This is a genomic window from Citrobacter koseri ATCC BAA-895 (assembly GCF_000018045.1).
Classification (GTDB): Bacteria; Pseudomonadota; Gammaproteobacteria; order Enterobacterales; family Enterobacteriaceae; genus Citrobacter_B; species Citrobacter_B koseri.
In genome coordinates this window covers 3845086-3861127 of sequence record NC_009792.1, presented here as the reverse complement: position 1 = coordinate 3861127, position 16042 = coordinate 3845086, and the positions used below count along the sequence as shown (strand labels likewise).

Genomic DNA, 16042 nt, shown 5'->3' with positions numbered 1-16042 from the left:
GTCATTCCCTGTTGATTACAATAGCGCTGGCTTATGACCTTTCACAACCTTGCGCGCGGAATCAGGCGCGCAAAATTGAGAAAAAAAGATTACTGACGCACCAGTCTGCCCGTCGCAGGCACAAAATCGGTGTTGCTGCGCCACGGGTTGATATCCAGACCGCCACGACGCGTATAGCGCGCGTACACGCTCAGTTTTTCCGGCTGGCAGAAACGCAGAAGGTCGTTAAAAATGCGCTCTACGCACTGCTCGTGGAACTCGTTGTGATGACGGAACGAGACCAGATAACGCAGCAGCTTCTCGCGGTCAATTTTGCGCCCGCGATAACAAATTTGTATGGAGCCCCAGTCCGGCTGGTGGGTGATCAGGCAGTTTGACTTCAGCAGATGGCTGACCAGCGTCTCTTCCACGACTTTTTCGCCGCTGGCGGCATTCTCCAGGTAGTCGGTGCTGAACTGATAGTTATCGATGGTGATATCCTGGTCATCAATGCAGGTGCCGTGAAAATGGGCGGCAGGTTGCCCTTCCAGCTCATCAAGACGGTACAGCGCGACGCTGACTTCGCCTTGCGCACAGGCGCGCAGGTCGTTTTCCAGCGTCTGGCGCACGGCGTCCCAGGAGTCAAAACGGGTCTGGTTAAAGCTGTTCAGGTACAGCTTAAAACTTTTCGACTCAATCAAATTGACGCTGGTGTAGTCCAGTTCCACATGACCAACGGCGACCTGCGGCACGCCTTTCGCGTTCAGCCATGACAGTTCATACAGCGTCCAGATATCGGCGCCGTGAAAAGGCAGATTGTCCGCTTTTAAATCCAGCGGATCGCGATTCAGGCTGCGCGGAACGCCCTGTAGCAGGCTGGCGTCATAATTATCCCGGTAATCCGTTGATTTTCCGAGAGTCAGGCCATCAAGCGCCTGATGGTTTTCATAAGAAGACATGTTTCACCGTCATAAACCAGATACACTATGCGTCAAGTGTATCCTGGCTTTTATGAAGAGAGAAATCGGTGGACGAACTGACATCGCAAGCCCTGACGGCATTTACGACGCGTTATTGCGACGCATGGCATGAGAAACACAACAGCTGGCCGCTCAGCGAAGAGCTGTATGGCGTGCCTTCCCCGTGCATTATCTCTTCGACCAGCGATGCCGTTTACTGGCAGCCGCAGCCGTTTGAAGGCGAGGCGAATGTAAACGCGGTTGAAAGCGCATTTGATATTGTGATACAATCTGCGGTCCATGCTTTTTACACCACGCAATTTGCCGGGGATATGTACGCGCAGTTCGCGGATGAAAAGCTGACGCTGCTGCAAACATGGAGCGCAGATGACTTCAGACGCGTTCAGGAAAACCTGATCGGCCATCTGGTCACGCAGAAGCGTCTCAAGTTACCGCCTACGCTTTTTATCGCCACGCTGGAAAATGAACTTGAGGTCATTTCGGTGTGTAATCTCTCTGGGGAAGTTTGCAAAGAGACGCTGGGAACGCGCAATCGTACCGTTCTGGCCGCCTCTCTTGCGGAATTCCTGACTCAGCTTAAGCCGCTTCTGTAATCCACTTTGCCAGACACCGTGTGAGAGATCTCTTACATACCCTGTGAGAGATCGCCAGATAATAAGCGAATACTTATTCCATGGTGTTAACTATAATTCCTTTAATATTAATGAGTTGAGTTAACAATCCTGCCTTTCATATGAAAATATCCTTAAGGCATTGTCTGTAAGTGTCTTGTAAGACAAGGCGAAACAGGCGATTCTATACCTGTCGACAAGGAGTCGCACAACGAAGCGAACGTCAGGATGATGGCGCTTCAGCAGGACACGCCAGGATGGTGTTACAAGGACAGGCTTCAGGATGAAGCAAAGTGGAAAACGCCGGATGCGTTAAGGGACACCTCCAGGACGGAGAACGAGAGCCGGGCAGGATGTTCGGTGGGTCAGGATGGCCAGGATACTTCAGGATGAAGTCGATTCACATCGGGGTGATGTGAGCAGGATGCAAATTGTTCAGGATGAGCAGGTCGCAAGACCACAGGAAAAGTTGTCACGGATGAGCAGGGAGCACCAAAAGTAGCCGGAATGCTGCGAAACGAACCGGGAGCACTGTTTTTACAGTGCTCCCTTTTTTTTATTTCGTCTTCACTGATGCTATTCTTCGCGCCAGTTTTTCATCACTGAGGTTAATTTCATGACGACTCATGACCGTGTGCGCCAGCAACTCCACGCGCTGGAAGCCCTGCTGCGTGAACATCATCACTGGCGGATGGACGAGCCGCAGGCCCACCTGTTTACCAGCACGCAACCTTTTTGTATGGATACGATGGAACCGCTTGAATGGCTGCAATGGGTGCTGATCCCCCGTATGCACGCGTTGCTTGATAACGCGCAGCCGCTTCCGCAAGCCTTTGCTGTCGCGCCGTATTATGAAATGGCGCTGACGGCCGATCATCCTCAACGCGAGGTGATCCTGACGACATTGCAGGATCTGGACGCGCTGTTTATGAGCGATAACGTCTGATGCTGGAAATCCTCTATCAGGATGAATGGCTGGTGGCGGTGAATAAACCGTCTGGCTGGCTGGTTCACCGCAGCTGGTTGGATCGCGACGAAAAAGTCGTGGTGATGCAAACCGTACGCGACCAGATTGGTCAGCACGTCTTTACTGCCCACCGGCTCGACAGGCCGACTTCCGGTGTCCTGCTGATGGGGCTTTCCAGCGAAGCGGGGCGCCTGCTGGCGCAGCAGTTTGAGCAGCATCAGATTCAGAAACGCTACCATGCGATTGTGCGCGGCTGGTTAATGGATGAGGCCGTTCTGGATTATCCGCTGGTGGAAGAACTGGATAAGATTGCCGATAAATTTGCCCGCGAAGATAAAGGCCCGCAACCTGCCGTGACCCATTACCGGGGGCTGGCGACGGTCGAAATGCCGGTGGCGACCGGGCGTTATCCGACAACCCGCTACGGCCTGGTGGAACTGGAGCCGAAAACGGGCCGTAAACACCAGCTCAGACGTCATCTGGCGCATTTACGCCATCCGATTATCGGCGACAGCAAACACGGCGATTTACGTCAGAATCGCAGCGCCGCAGAGCATTTTGGTTGCCAGCGCTTAATGCTGCACGCCAGTCAACTGACGCTTACCCACCCCTTTACCGGTGAACCGCTGATCCTGCGCGCCGGTCTGGACGACGTCTGGATGCAGGCGTTATCACAGTTTGGCTGGCGCGGACTTCTCCCTGAGAATGAAAGGGTTGAGTTTAATGCGTTGTCCCGGCAGGATGAAAATAATCAGGCTTAAATCAGGGAGAAAACGTTAATGGCGGAAATTGGTATTTTTGTCGGCACCATGTATGGAAACTCGCTGTTGGTTGCCGAAGAGGCCGAGGCGATCCTTACCGCGCAGGGGCATAAAGCAACCGTCTTTGAAGATCCGCAACTGAGCGACTGGCAGCCGTATCTGGATAAAGTTGTGCTGGTTGTGACATCGACGACGGGGCAGGGCGATCTCCCGGACAGCATTGTGCCGCTGTTCCAGGGAATAAAGGACAATCTCGGTTTTCAGCCAAATCTGCGTTACGGCGTGATTGCGCTGGGCGACAGCAGCTACGTTAATTTTTGCAATGGCGGCAAACAGTTCGATGCGCTGTTGCAGGAGCAAAGCGCGCAGCGTGTTGGGGAGATGCTGTTGATTGACGCCAGCGAACACCCGGAGCCGGAGAGCGAATCCAACCCCTGGGTCGAAAACTGGGGAACATTGCTCTCCTGAGCAAAACCCAGCCGGATGGCGACGTCCGGTCTACATGCGCAGTCTGTTGGCCTGATAAGCGTAGCGCCATCAGGCATTTGCCCTAAAACCCTTTCATACGAAAGGGTTTTCAGAGGCATTTTCATAGGGTCAAGCGACCCGTTTCACACTCCTCTTCTTTTGCTTCTCGCACCCTGTCCGTTTACCTCTTCGTTTTTCATTTCCGTGAAGTGGCTTCCATTGCCCTGGGCTTTTGCCACAAACATACGTGATACGCTGCCGAAATACTGTGTTGTTGCACGGTGAGAGTGCGAGGTGTGCTTTTTATACTTCTCGTGCCAGTTATTAAAAATGCAGTACACAAGGCAAACGACCTCATAAAAAGCTGCAAAAAACACGAAACGTCATCTCTGATTCCCTACCGGTTGTGCAGTTCAGAGTGAGCGTAGATAACGCGAAAATTCAGGAGTGCAACAATGAGTTCATTAAGTCACGCGGTGAGCGGCGCGGAAAAACGCACCAATGCCCGCTACTGGATAGTGGTGATGCTGTTTATCGTCACATCCTTCAACTATGGCGACCGCGCCACATTGTCCATTGCCGGATCGGAAATGGCCAAAGATATTGGTCTCGACCCGGTAGGCATGGGGTACGTGTTCTCCGCTTTCTCATGGGCCTACGTGATCGGGCAAATCCCCGGCGGTTGGCTGCTCGACCGTTTTGGTTCTAAACGTGTCTACTTCTGGTCCATCTTTATCTGGTCCATGTTTACCCTGTTACAGGGCTTTGTGGATATCTTCAGCGGTTTTGGCATCATCGTGGCGCTGTTTACCCTGCGATTCCTGGTCGGGTTAGCCGAAGCGCCATCTTTCCCCGGCAACAGCCGAATCGTCGCGGCCTGGTTCCCGGCGCAGGAGAGGGGAACGGCGGTGGCGATTTTCAACTCCGCGCAATACTTTGCCACCGTTATCTTTGCGCCAATCATGGGCTGGCTGACCCATGAAGTGGGTTGGTCGCATGTATTCTTCTTTATGGGCGGTCTGGGGATCGTGATCAGCTTTATCTGGCTGAAAGTGATCCATGAACCAAACCAGCATCCCGGCGTTAACAAAAAAGAGCTGGAGTACATTGCTGAAGGCGGCGCGCTGATCAATATGGATCAGAAAGATACGAAGGTGAAAGTCCCGTTTAGCGTGAAATGGGGCCAAATCAAACAGCTGCTGGGTTCCCGCATGATGATCGGCGTCTATATCGGCCAGTACTGCATTAATGCGTTGACCTATTTCTTTATCACCTGGTTCCCGGTTTATCTGGTGCAGGCGCGTGGCATGTCGATTCTGAAAGCGGGGTTCGTCGCTTCCGTCCCGGCTATTTGCGGCTTCGTGGGCGGCGTGCTGGGCGGCATTATTTCCGACTGGCTGATGCGTCGTACCGGCTCGCTGAACATCGCCCGTAAGACGCCGATCGTGATGGGGATGCTGCTGTCGATGGTGATGGTGTTCTGTAATTACGTCAACGTCGAATGGATGATTATCGGCTTCATGGCGCTGGCCTTCTTCGGTAAAGGCATTGGCGCGCTGGGCTGGGCAGTCATGGCGGACACCGCGCCGAAAGAGATCAGCGGCTTGAGCGGCGGCTTATTCAACATGTTTGGCAATATTTCCGGCATCGTAACGCCAATTGCGATTGGCTACATCGTCGGCACGACCGGCTCGTTCAATGGCGCGCTGATTTACGTTGGCGTCCATGCGCTGGTGGCGGTACTGAGTTACCTCGTGCTGGTCGGGGATATTAAACGCATCGAACTGAAACCTGTAGCAGGACAATAAATATGACAACGCAATCAAGTCCCGTCATTACCGATATGAAAGTCATTCCGGTGGCCGGACATGACAGTATGTTACTCAACATCGGTGGGGCGCATAACGCGTATTTCACGCGCAATATCGTCGTCCTCACCGATAACGCCGGTAACACCGGCGTGGGTGAAGCGCCCGGCGGCGAGGTGATTTACCAGACGCTGGTGGATGCGATTCCGATGGTTTTAGGCCAGGAAGTGGCCCGCCTGAATAAAGTGGTGCAACAGGTGCATAAAGGTAATCAGGCTGCCGACTTTGATACCTTTGGTAAAGGCGCCTGGACTTTCGAACTGCGGGTGAATGCGGTAGCGGCTCTGGAAGCGGCGCTGCTGGATCTGCTGGGCAAAGCGCTGAATGTACCGGTGTGCGAACTGTTAGGGCCGGGCAAACAACGCGATGCGGTGACTGTGCTGGGCTACCTTTTCTACGTGGGCGATCGCACCAAAACGGATTTACCTTATCTCGAAAAAACGCCGGGCAATCATGACTGGTATCACCTGCGCCATCAGGAAGCGCTCACCAGCGACGCGGTTGTGCATCTGGCGCAGGCGGCGCAGGATCGCTACGGCTTTAAAGATTTCAAACTGAAGGGCGGCGTGTTGCCCGGCGAGCAGGAGATCGACACGGCCCGCGCGCTGAAAAAACGCTTCCCGGATGCGCGAATCACGGTTGATCCAAACGGCGCCTGGCTGCTGGATGAAGCCATCGCACTGTGTAAAGGGCTGAACGATGTGCTCACGTATGCTGAAGATCCGTGTGGCGCAGAACAAGGATTCTCCGGGCGTGAAGTGATGGCGGAGTTCCGTCGTGCGACGGGGCTGCCGGTCGCGACCAACATGATTGCCACCAACTGGCGTGAAATGGGCCATGCGGTGATGTTAAACGCGGTGGATATTCCGCTCGCCGACCCGCACTTCTGGACGCTCTCCGGCGCGGTGCGCGTGGCGCAATTATGCGATGACTGGGGGCTGACCTGGGGCTGCCATTCGAACAACCATTTCGATATTTCCCTGGCGATGTTCACTCATGTTGGCGCTGCCGCGCCGGGTAAACCGACGGCGATTGACACCCACTGGATCTGGCAGGAGGGCGATTGTCGCCTGACGAAGCAACCGCTGGAAATTAAAGACGGAAAAATTGCAGTGCCGGATGCGCCGGGTCTTGGCGTGGAGCTGGACTGGGAGCAGGTGCAGAAAGCGCATGACGCTTACAAGAAACTGCCCGGCGGCGCGCGCAATGACGCAGGCCCGATGCAATACCTGATCCCCGGCTGGACTTTTGATCGTAAACGCCCCGTTTTCGGCCGTCGCTAATTCATATAAGGACTGAATGATGAGTACACAATTTACGACCCCTGTTGTTACCGCTATGCAGGTTATCCCGGTTGCGGGGCATGACAGTATGCTGATGAACCTGAGCGGGGCGCATGCGCCGTTCTTCACCCGTAATATCGTCATTATTAAAGACAATTCTGGTCACACCGGCGTGGGGGAAATCCCTGGCGGCGAGAAAATCCGCCAGACGCTGGAAGAGGCGATCCCGCTGGTGGTGGGTAAAACGCTGGGTGAGTACAAAAACGTGCTGAATGCCGTGCGTCATCAGTTCGCCGATCGTGATGCGGGCGGGCGCGGCTTACAAACCTTCGACTTACGTACCACCATTCATGTGGTCACCGGCATTGAAGCGGCGCTGCTTGATCTGTTAGGCCAGCACCTGGGGGTTAACGTGGCATCCCTGCTGGGTGAGGGGCAACAGCGTAGCGAAGTGGAAATGCTTGGCTATCTGTTCTTTGTCGGCAACCGTAAAGCGACGCCGCTGCCGTACCAGAGCCAGCCGGATGAGAAATGCGACTGGTATCGTCTGCGTCACGAAGAGGCGATGACTCCTGATGCGGTCGTCCGCCTGGCGGAAGCGGCATACGAGAAGTATGGCTTTAACGACTTTAAACTGAAGGGCGGCGTTCTGGCGGGAGATGAAGAGGCGGAGTCCATTGTAGCGCTGGCGAAACGCTTCCCGAATGCCCGCGTGACGCTGGACCCGAACGGCGCCTGGTCGCTGAACGAAGCAATCCAAATCGGTAAGTACCTGAAAGGCTCGCTGGCCTATGCGGAAGATCCGTGCGGGGCGGAGCAGGGTTTCTCTGGTCGTGAAGTGATGGCGGAGTTCCGTCGCGCGACCGGCCTGCCGACGGCCACCAATATGATCGCCACTGACTGGCGTCAGATGGGGCATACGCTCTCCTTACAGTCTGTGGACATTCCGCTGGCTGACCCGCATTTCTGGACGATGCAGGGATCTGTTCGCGTCGCGCAGATGTGCCATGAGTTCGGCCTGACCTGGGGTTCGCATTCCAACAACCACTTTGATATTTCCCTGGCGATGTTCACGCATGTGGCGGCCGCCGCGCCAGGCAAGATCACCGCGATCGACACCCACTGGATCTGGCAGGAAGGTAATCAGCGTCTGACCAAAGAGCCGTTTGAAATCAAAGGCGGTATGGTGCAGGTGCCTGATAAACCAGGTCTTGGCGTTGAGATCGACATGGATCAGGTGATGAAGGCGCACGAGTTGTATCAGCAACACGGCCTGGGCGCGCGTGATGATGCGATGGGAATGCAGTATTTGATCCCGAACTGGACATTCGACAATAAGCGCCCGTGCATGGTGCGCTGACTGTATTGAACCGGTTTCGTCATGGGGTCGGTTCTTCTCCTGGTGTATGCTTAGTACAGTCAACATGCGTAAGGATGCTTTATGAAAATAGTGATCGCACCGGACTCTTATAAGGAAAGTTTGAGCGCTCTTGAGGTAGCGACCGCCATTGAGGAGGGGTTTCGTGAAATCTGGCCTGATGCGGATTACGTAAAACTCCCGGTTGCTGATGGTGGTGAGGGAACGGTTGAAGCGATGGTCGAGGCCACGGCAGGCCGGATTGTTGATGTTGACGTGACGGGCCCGCTCGGTGACAGCGTGCGGGCATTTTATGGGCTTTCTGGCGACGAGCGTTCGGCCTTTATCGAAATGGCCGCCGCCAGCGGGCTGGAGTTGGTTCCACCGCAATTACGCGATCCGCTAAAAACCACCTCGTGGGGAACCGGTGAGTTAATTCGCCACGCTCTCGATGCCGGGGTGGAACATATTATTATTGGCCTTGGCGGTAGCGCGACGAATGACGGCGGCGTCGGTATGGTGCAGGCGCTGGGGGCGAAATTGCTGGATGCGCAGCACCAGGAGATTACGCAAGGCGGCGCGGCGCTGGAAGCGCTCTCAAAGATTGATATCAGCGGTATTGATAAACGTCTTGCCGCGTGTCGTATCGAAGTCGCCTGCGATGTTACGAATCCGCTGACCGGGAAAGAGGGGGCATCTGCGGTATTTGGTCCGCAAAAAGGCGCCACGCCGGAGATGATTCAACGCTTAGACGATGCGCTGACGCACTATGCCCGGCTGATTTCCCGCGATCTGGATATTAATGTATTCGAACTGGCGGGCGGCGGCGCGGCGGGCGGTCTGGGAGCCGCATTATATGCGTTTTGCGGCGCGGAGTTACGGCGTGGCATTGAGATCGTGACCGATGCCTTGCATCTGGAGGAGTGCGTTGCTGATGCGGATCTGGTTGTTACCGGAGAAGGGCGCATTGACAGCCAAACGATTCACGGCAAAGTGCCTGTTGGCGTGGCAAAGGTCGCGAAACGACATAATAAGCCCGTGATTGGCATTGCAGGTAGCCTGACGGCAGATGTGGGTGTTGTACACCAACATGGGCTGGATGCTGTTTTCAGCGTGATTTATACCATCTGTACGCTGGATGAGGCGCTGGAGAATGCCGCAGAAAATGTGCGTATGGCTGCGCGCAATATCGCCGCCACCCTTAACGTGGGGCAACATTTACGTTAACTGCCTGATGGCGCTGCGCTTATCAGGCCTACGGTCACGCACCTGTAGGCCGGTCACGTTGCGCTTATCAGGCCTACGGCCACGCACCTGTAGGCCGGATAAGACGCGCTAGCGTCGCCATCCGGCATCCCCCTCATCCTAATATTTTCTTTGCTTCGCGCGCGACGTTGTCCATCTCATCAAGCAGCTCCAGAAACTCGGGTTCAAGCTCCTCTTCTTTGGTGCCGCTGCGTAACTGCTGCTCAATTAACTGGCACAAGTTTTTCATGCGCGGCACCCCGCTGTAGCCGCAGCTGCCGTGCAGCGTGTGGATGAGATCCACCAGCCCTTCGGGCGCCTCTCCCACCAGCTGTTCTTCAATTTTGTTACGCACTTCCGGCAGGAAGTCGATGAGCATTTGCAGCAGATCCCGCGCCAGATCGGATTTTCCGGCCGCCTGGCGCAGCGCCAGTTGCCAGTCGAGCGTTGCGTTCGGGTTGACGATAAACTCAGCCGATTCAGCGGCGGGTAATCGGGTTGCTACCACGGCCCCCGGCTTATAGCGTAACAGCAGACTGTGCAGCTTTTCTTCTTCTATCGGCTTGGCCAGATAGTCATTCATCCCCGCGCTCAGCAGCTTCTCTTTCTGACCCGCCATCGCATGTGCCGTCACGGCGATCACCGGCGTTTGCTGCTGATGCGGAAGCTGATGAATCAGCTCACAGGCGCGGATACCGTCCATATCCGGCATCTGAATGTCCATCAGGATCAAATCAAACTGCATCTGTTTGGCCCGTTCCACCGCCTGATGCCCGCTGTCGCAAAGCTCCACATGCTGGACTTTGTCCTCCAGCAGCGCGCCGATCAGCTTCAGGTTGGCCGGGTTATCGTCGACCGCCATTACCGTCATGGCGATTTTATTCTCATCCGTCAGCAGCGGTTCAACATGCTGATTTAAATGGCAGTATTCCGTCAGCGCAGGCAGTAAACGCGTTGAGGTGAGCGGTTTTAACAGACAGGCCGCCGCGCCGCCTTGCTTGAGTTTTTCGGCGTTAATCTGGGCATGGCAAGGCAGCGCCAGCAACAGGAAGTCCGTCATGGCGGCGGCTTTTGCCAGCCGTTCTTGCTGCATGGTGAGCGGTTCGTTAAAGGTCACCGGAACGCTGATGAGCAGGATATCGTAGTGATCCAGCGGCAACGCTGAGAACGTCGGGCTGTAGATCACCTCCAGCGGCGTGTCGCTCAGCATATCCAGCGTGCATTGCGCGGCGGTGGCGTTCGGTTCGACGTAGGCCAGCCGTTTTCCGACCAGACAGCGCGTTGGCGGCGCGTCGCTTATCACATTCGGGTTGAGATCGAGATTAATGTGGAACCAGAAAGTGGAACCGCGATTGGGCTGACTGTGGAACGAGATATCGCCGCCCATCTCATTGACCAGTTTTTGCGTAATCACCAGCCCCAGACCGGTTCCGCCATGACGGCGTGAAATGCTGGCGTCCGCCTGGCGGAAAGCCTGGAACAGACGCGACTGGTCGCGCTCGGGAATGCCGATGCCGGTATCGCGGATCTGGATTTCAATCTGTACTTTGGTATTACTGAGCGCGCGCTTTTCAACCAGAATATCGATATTGCCGCTTTCGGTAAATTTAATGGCATTACCGACCAGATTGGTAATGACCTGCTGTAGGCGCAGCGGGTCGCCGATGACGTTATCCGGTACGTCATTTTTGATGTTTAGCGTGAGTTCCAGCCCTTTGTCATGGGATGAATGCGCCAGCAGCGTCACCACTTCATCCAGCGTGCTGCGTAGCGGGAAAGGAATGCTTTCCAGAATCAGCTTGCCCGCTTCCAGCTTGGAAAAATCGAGCACGTCATTGATGATCGCCAGCAGGTTGTTGGCCGAACGCTCGATAGTATTGAGGTGATCGCGCTGGGTTGTATTGAGTTCGGTTTTTAGCGTCAGACGGGTAAAGCCAATCACGCCGTTAAGCGGCGTACGCAGTTCGTGCGACATGTTGGCCAAAAACTCAGACTTAATACGCGCCGCTTCCTGAGCGCGCTTCTTCGCCAGATCCAGCTCAACGTTCTGGATCTCCATCTGTTCCAGCGTTTCGCGCAGATCCGAAGTGGCCTGATCGATATTATGCTGCATCTCTTCATGGTAAGCGGCAAGCGACATCGCCATCGAGTTGATGCCGTTTTTCAGCATATCCAGCTCGCCCAGCATAAAGCCCTCGACGCGGCTGTCGAGCTGCCCACGACGAATGCGGTCAACGGTATTGACCATATTACGAATGGGACCGGTGACGTCGCGCATCAGACGCCAGCCAAAAATTAAGGCAATGCCGATACAGAACAGCATCATCACGCTGGAGATGAAAATCTCTTTGTACTGTTGCAGGCGGACGGACTTGAGATCCAGTTCAAGCGCCACATATCCCAACATATTTCTCGGCGTTTTGGCGTCTGTTACGGGGGATTCGTCCGGCGAATACCTTTCGGAGATAATCGGCGTTCGCAGGATCATAATGTCCCCGTGGCGGGTCACGCTCAGCCTGCGGGGAAACGGCTCCCCGGTGGCGAGCTGCATTTCTGACGGATCGAGATGGAAATTGGATGTGACAAACAGCCGGTTATTCTCGTCATAAACGGAAATGGCGCGCACGATGTCGGAGTGGCGGCGATGGAGAACGCTGATGAGCTGCCCGATTGATTCGCGGTTTTGCAGGTTCATGCCATATTCGCTGGAGACCGCAAGAGGTTCGATAATGCTGGCGCCAGCATCTTCCAGTTGACGCTGCAAGTCGTTATAGCGATGCACAACGAAAAAGATACTGAGCAGTAAACCAATGAGGACGGTCGGGGCCAGGATCAGAATCATCATGCGTGCGCGCAGGCTGTAGTTGGTCATGGAGTTCCGTTATGGGACAATTAGGGTCACACTGTTAAATTGAGAAATATCTCGTCGATGGCGCAATTCTACTCTGCAAAACGACGCGTGACGACGCGTCAGATCATAACCGTTACGGTCAATGACCTCGATCCTTTTGGTCAGGGCGTGGCTCGCCATAATGGAAAGGCGCTGTTTATACCGGGATTACTGCCCCAGGAAAAGGGCGACGTCGTCATTACCGAAGATAAAAAACAGTTCGCTCGCGCGCAAGTTAAGCGTCGCCTGAATGATAGCCCGGAACGGGAAACGCCGCGCTGCCCACACTTTGGCGTCTGTGGCGGCTGCCAGCAGCAGCATGCCAGCGTCGCGCTGCAACAACGCAGCAAAAGCGCCGCGCTGTCGCGCTTAATGAAATGCGATGTCGCCGAGGTGATCGCCGATACGCCGTGGGGCTATCGACGTCGCGCGCGTTTAAGCCTGAATTATCTGCCTAAAACTCAGCAATTGCAGATGGGATTTCGCAAGGCGGGCTCCAGCGATATCGTGGATGTCAGGCAGTGCCCCATTCTGGTGCCCCAGCTTGAGGCGCTGCTGCCTCGCGTCAGGGCGTGTCTGGAAAGTTTGCAAGGAAACCGCCACTTTGGCCATGTCGAGCTGGTACAGGCGGGGAATGGCACCCTAATGGTGCTGCGTCATACGGCGCCCTTGAACGCGACGGACAGAGAAAAACTGGAACGCTTTTCGCATTCTGAGGGACTGTCTCTGTTTCTGGCCCCTCAAAGCGACATACTTGAACCGCTTACCGGGGAGGCGCCCTGGTATGATTCAAACGGGCTACGCTTAACCTTCAGCCCGCGCGACTTTATTCAGGTCAACGAAGGGGTGAACCAGAAAATGGTCGCCCGGGCGCTGGAATGGCTGGATATTCAACCTGACGACCGCGTTCTGGATCTGTTCTGCGGCATGGGGAATTTTACTCTGCCGCTGGCGACGCGCGCCGCCAGCGTTGTGGGCGTTGAAGGCGTTCCGGCGCTGGTGGAAAAAGGCCGGGAAAACGCGCGGCGTAACGGATTACAGAATGTGACATTCTTTCACGAAAATCTCGAAGAAGATGTCACGAAGCAGCAATGGGCGAAAAACGGTTTTGACAAAATTTTGCTCGATCCCGCTCGTGCCGGGGCGGCAGGCGTGATGAAACACATTATAAAGTTAAAACCAATTCGTATTGTTTATGTATCCTGTAATCCTGCTACGCTGGCACGGGATAGCGACGCCTTGTTGAATGCCGGATACCAAATTCAGCGGCTGGCGATGCTCGACATGTTCCCACACACTGGGCATCTGGAATCAATGGTGTTGTTTGAGCGTTTGTAATGAGTCATGGCTTGCTGACTTCGGTAGGCCTGGTCCCTTAAGGAGAGGACAATGGTTGCGGTAAGAAGTGCACATCTTAATAAAGCTGGTGAGTTTGATCCGAAAAAATGGATCGCGAGTCTGGGTATCTCCAGCCAGCAGTCGTGTGAACGCTTAGCCGAAACCTGGGCGTATTGCCTGCAACAGACACAAGGACATCCCGATGCGGAACTGTTGCTGTGGCGTGGCGTGGAGATGGTGGAAATCCTCTCTACGTTAAGTATGGATATCGACACGCTGCGGGCGGCGCTGCTCTTCCCCCTGGCTGACGCCAATGTTGTCAGCGAAGATATCCTGCGCGAGAGCGTGGGGACATCGATCGTCAATCTGATTCACGGCGTGCGCGACATGGCGGCGATTCGTCAGCTGAAAGCGACGCATAACGATTCCGTCTCCTCCGAGCAGGTGGATAACGTTCGTCGGATGCTGCTGGCGATGGTGGACGACTTCCGCTGCGTGGTCATCAAGCTGGCGGAACGCATCGCCCATCTGCGCGAGGTTAAAGACGCGCCGGAAGATGAACGCGTACTGGCGGCGAAAGAGTGCACCAATATCTATGCCCCGCTGGCTAACCGGCTGGGCATCGGGCAACTGAAGTGGGAGCTGGAAGATTACTGCTTCCGCTATCTGCACCCGGCGGAATACAAGCGGATCGCCAAACTGCTGCACGAACGCCGCATTGACCGCGAGCATTACATTGAAGAGTTTGTCGGGCATTTGCGTTCTGAAATGAAAACCGAAGGTGTGAAGGCGGAGGTCTATGGCCGCCCGAAACACATCTACAGCATCTGGCGCAAAATGCAGAAAAAGCATCTGGCGTTTGACGAGCTGTTTGACGTGCGCGCCGTGCGTATTGTGGCCGAACGTTTGCAGGACTGCTATGCCGCGCTGGGGATTGTGCATACGCACTATCGCCATCTGCCGGACGAGTTCGATGATTACGTCGCCAACCCGAAACCTAATGGCTACCAGTCAATCCATACGGTGGTGCTTGGCCCTGGCGGTAAAACCGTTGAGATCCAGATTCGTACCAAACAGATGCACGAAGATGCCGAACTGGGCGTCGCGGCGCACTGGAAGTACAAAGAGGGAGCGGTCTCCGGGGGCGCGCGCACGGGCCATGAAGACAGAATTGCGTGGCTGCGTAAGCTGATCGCCTGGCAGGAAGAGATGGCGGATTCTGGCGAAATGCTGGATGAAGTGCGCAGCCAGGTCTTTGACGACCGGGTGTATGTCTTTACGCCAAAAGGCGATGTGGTGGATCTGCCCGCAGGCTCCACGCCGCTTGACTTTGCCTACCATATCCACAGCGATGTGGGGCATCGCTGCATCGGGGCGAAAATCGGCGGGCGTATCGTGCCGTTTACCTATCAGTTGCAGATGGGCGATCAGATTGAAATCATCACCCAGAAGCAGCCAAACCCTAGCCGGGACTGGCTCAACCCGAACCTGGGCTATGTGACGACCAGCCGTGGCCGTTCTAAAATCCACGCCTGGTTTCGCAAGCAGGATCGGGACAAGAACATTCTCGCCGGGCGGCAAATCCTCGACGATGAACTGGCGCATTTGGGCATCAGCCTGAAAGAGGCGGAAAAACACCTGCTGCCGCGCTACAACTTCAATGAGCTGGAGGAACTGCTGGCGGCGATTGGCGGCGGGGATATTCGCCTTAACCAGATGGTGAACTTCCTGCAATCGCAGTTTAATAAGCCGAGCGCCGCCGAACAGGACGCCGCCGCGCTGAAACAGCTTCAGCAGAAAACATACGCCCCGCAGAATCGCCGTAAAGACGATGGTCGCGTGGTGGTGGAAGGGGTCGGCAACCTGATGCACCACATTGCGCGCTGCTGCCAGCCGATTCCAGGAGATGAGATTGTCGGGTTTATCACCCAGGGGCGCGGTATTTCCGTACACCGGGCGGACTGCGAACAGCTTGTGGAGCTGCGTTCTCATGCACCGGAACGTATCGTGGATGCGGTGTGGGGCGAGAGCTACTCTGCGGGATATTCGCTGGTGGTACGCGTTCAGGCCAACGATCGCAGCGGCTTGTTGCGGGATATCACCACCATTCTGGCTAACGAGAAGGTGAACGTGCTGGGGGTGGCCAGCCGCAGCGACACCCGGCAGCAGCTCGCCACCATCGATATGACCATCGAAATTTACAACCTGCAAGTGCTGGGGCGCGTTCTCAGTAAACTCAACCAGGTGCCGGATGTGATCGACGCGCGTCGTTTGCACGGTAATTAATTTTTCCAG

At 55.3% G+C, this 16042-nt stretch carries 12 protein-coding genes; 10 read left to right on the top strand and 2 right to left on the bottom strand.

Translation table 11 applies throughout. The annotated features are described in order from the left end of the window. Window positions 1–89: 89 nt before the first annotated feature. Window positions 90–938: an NADPH-dependent 7-cyano-7-deazaguanine reductase QueF gene (gene queF, locus CKO_RS17765; RefSeq protein ID WP_012134904.1), complete on the bottom strand. Its 849-nt coding sequence runs from the start codon at window positions 936–938 to the stop codon at window positions 90–92. Between the two features lie 68 nt (window positions 939–1006). Here queF and syd point away from each other — a divergent pair, with 68 nt between their 5' ends. The 8 genes from syd to CKO_RS17725 all read left to right on the top strand — a co-directional run bounded on the left by syd (window position 1007) and on the right by CKO_RS17725 (window position 9501). After that, entirely contained in the window at window positions 1007–1552 is a 546-nt protein-coding gene (gene syd, locus CKO_RS17760; protein ID WP_012134903.1) for a SecY-interacting protein, read from the top strand. A gap of 634 nt (window positions 1553–2186) precedes the next feature. Then, window positions 2187–2516 (top strand): YqcC family protein, encoded by a 330-nt coding sequence (locus CKO_RS17755; protein ID WP_012134902.1) that lies wholly within the window; start codon window positions 2187–2189, stop codon window positions 2514–2516. Next, entirely contained in the window at window positions 2516–3298 is a 783-nt protein-coding gene (gene truC, locus CKO_RS17750) for a tRNA pseudouridine(65) synthase TruC (protein WP_012134901.1), read from the top strand. Before CKO_RS17755 ends, truC begins: the two co-directional genes overlap by 1 nt. A gap of 18 nt (window positions 3299–3316) precedes the next feature. Next, window positions 3317–3766: a flavodoxin gene (locus CKO_RS17745; RefSeq protein ID WP_012134900.1), complete on the top strand. Its 450-nt coding sequence runs from the start codon at window positions 3317–3319 to the stop codon at window positions 3764–3766. Window positions 3767–4221: 455 nt separating this feature from the next. Continuing rightward, window positions 4222–5574 (top strand): galactarate/glucarate/glycerate transporter GudP, encoded by a 1353-nt coding sequence (gene gudP, locus CKO_RS17740; protein WP_012134898.1) that lies wholly within the window; start codon window positions 4222–4224, stop codon window positions 5572–5574. Between the two features lie 2 nt (window positions 5575–5576). Continuing rightward, on the top strand, window positions 5577–6917 hold the full coding sequence (locus CKO_RS17735) for an enolase C-terminal domain-like protein (RefSeq protein WP_012134897.1): 1341 nt from the start codon (window positions 5577–5579) through the stop codon (window positions 6915–6917). A 19-nt stretch (window positions 6918–6936) separates the two neighbouring features. Continuing rightward, on the top strand, window positions 6937–8277 hold the full coding sequence (gudD, locus tag CKO_RS17730; RefSeq protein WP_024130902.1) for a glucarate dehydratase: 1341 nt from the start codon (window positions 6937–6939) through the stop codon (window positions 8275–8277). Between the two features lie 81 nt (window positions 8278–8358). Continuing rightward, window positions 8359–9501, top strand: a complete 1143-nt coding sequence (locus CKO_RS17725) for a glycerate kinase (RefSeq protein ID WP_012134895.1) — start codon at window positions 8359–8361, stop codon at window positions 9499–9501. A 133-nt stretch (window positions 9502–9634) separates the two neighbouring features. Here the strand turns inward: CKO_RS17725 and barA are convergent, their stop codons facing one another. Next, window positions 9635–12391, bottom strand: a complete 2757-nt coding sequence (gene barA, locus CKO_RS17720; protein ID WP_012134894.1) for a two-component sensor histidine kinase BarA — start codon at window positions 12389–12391, stop codon at window positions 9635–9637. A gap of 57 nt (window positions 12392–12448) precedes the next feature. Here barA and rlmD point away from each other — a divergent pair, with 57 nt between their 5' ends. Both rlmD and relA read left to right on the top strand, forming a co-directional pair. After that, window positions 12449–13747, top strand: coding sequence for a 23S rRNA (uracil(1939)-C(5))-methyltransferase RlmD (rlmD, locus tag CKO_RS17715; protein ID WP_012134893.1), 1299 nt, complete (start codon window positions 12449–12451; stop codon window positions 13745–13747). 51 nt (window positions 13748–13798) lie between these two features. After that, entirely contained in the window at window positions 13799–16033 is a 2235-nt protein-coding gene (gene relA, locus CKO_RS17710; RefSeq protein ID WP_012134892.1) for a GTP diphosphokinase, read from the top strand. Window positions 16034–16042: the final 9 nt, after the last annotated feature.

Coding starts and splice junctions, on each gene's coding strand:
- queF (WP_012134904.1), bottom strand. CDS start 938: ATGTCTTCTTATGAAAACCATCAGGCGCTTGATGGCCTGACTCTCGGA.
- CKO_RS17755 (WP_012134902.1), top strand. CDS start 2,187: ATGACGACTCATGACCGTGTGCGCCAGCAACTCCACGCGCTGGAAGCC.
- truC (WP_012134901.1), top strand. CDS start 2,516: ATGCTGGAAATCCTCTATCAGGATGAATGGCTGGTGGCGGTGAATAAA.
- CKO_RS17745 (WP_012134900.1), top strand. CDS start 3,317: ATGGCGGAAATTGGTATTTTTGTCGGCACCATGTATGGAAACTCGCTG.
- gudP (WP_012134898.1), top strand. CDS start 4,222: ATGAGTTCATTAAGTCACGCGGTGAGCGGCGCGGAAAAACGCACCAAT.
- CKO_RS17735 (WP_012134897.1), top strand. CDS start 5,577: ATGACAACGCAATCAAGTCCCGTCATTACCGATATGAAAGTCATTCCG.
- gudD (WP_024130902.1), top strand. CDS start 6,937: ATGAGTACACAATTTACGACCCCTGTTGTTACCGCTATGCAGGTTATC.
- CKO_RS17725 (WP_012134895.1), top strand. CDS start 8,359: ATGAAAATAGTGATCGCACCGGACTCTTATAAGGAAAGTTTGAGCGCT.
- barA (WP_012134894.1), bottom strand. CDS start 12,391: ATGACCAACTACAGCCTGCGCGCACGCATGATGATTCTGATCCTGGCC.
- rlmD (WP_012134893.1), top strand. CDS start 12,449: ATGGCGCAATTCTACTCTGCAAAACGACGCGTGACGACGCGTCAGATC.
- relA (WP_012134892.1), top strand. CDS start 13,799: ATGGTTGCGGTAAGAAGTGCACATCTTAATAAAGCTGGTGAGTTTGAT.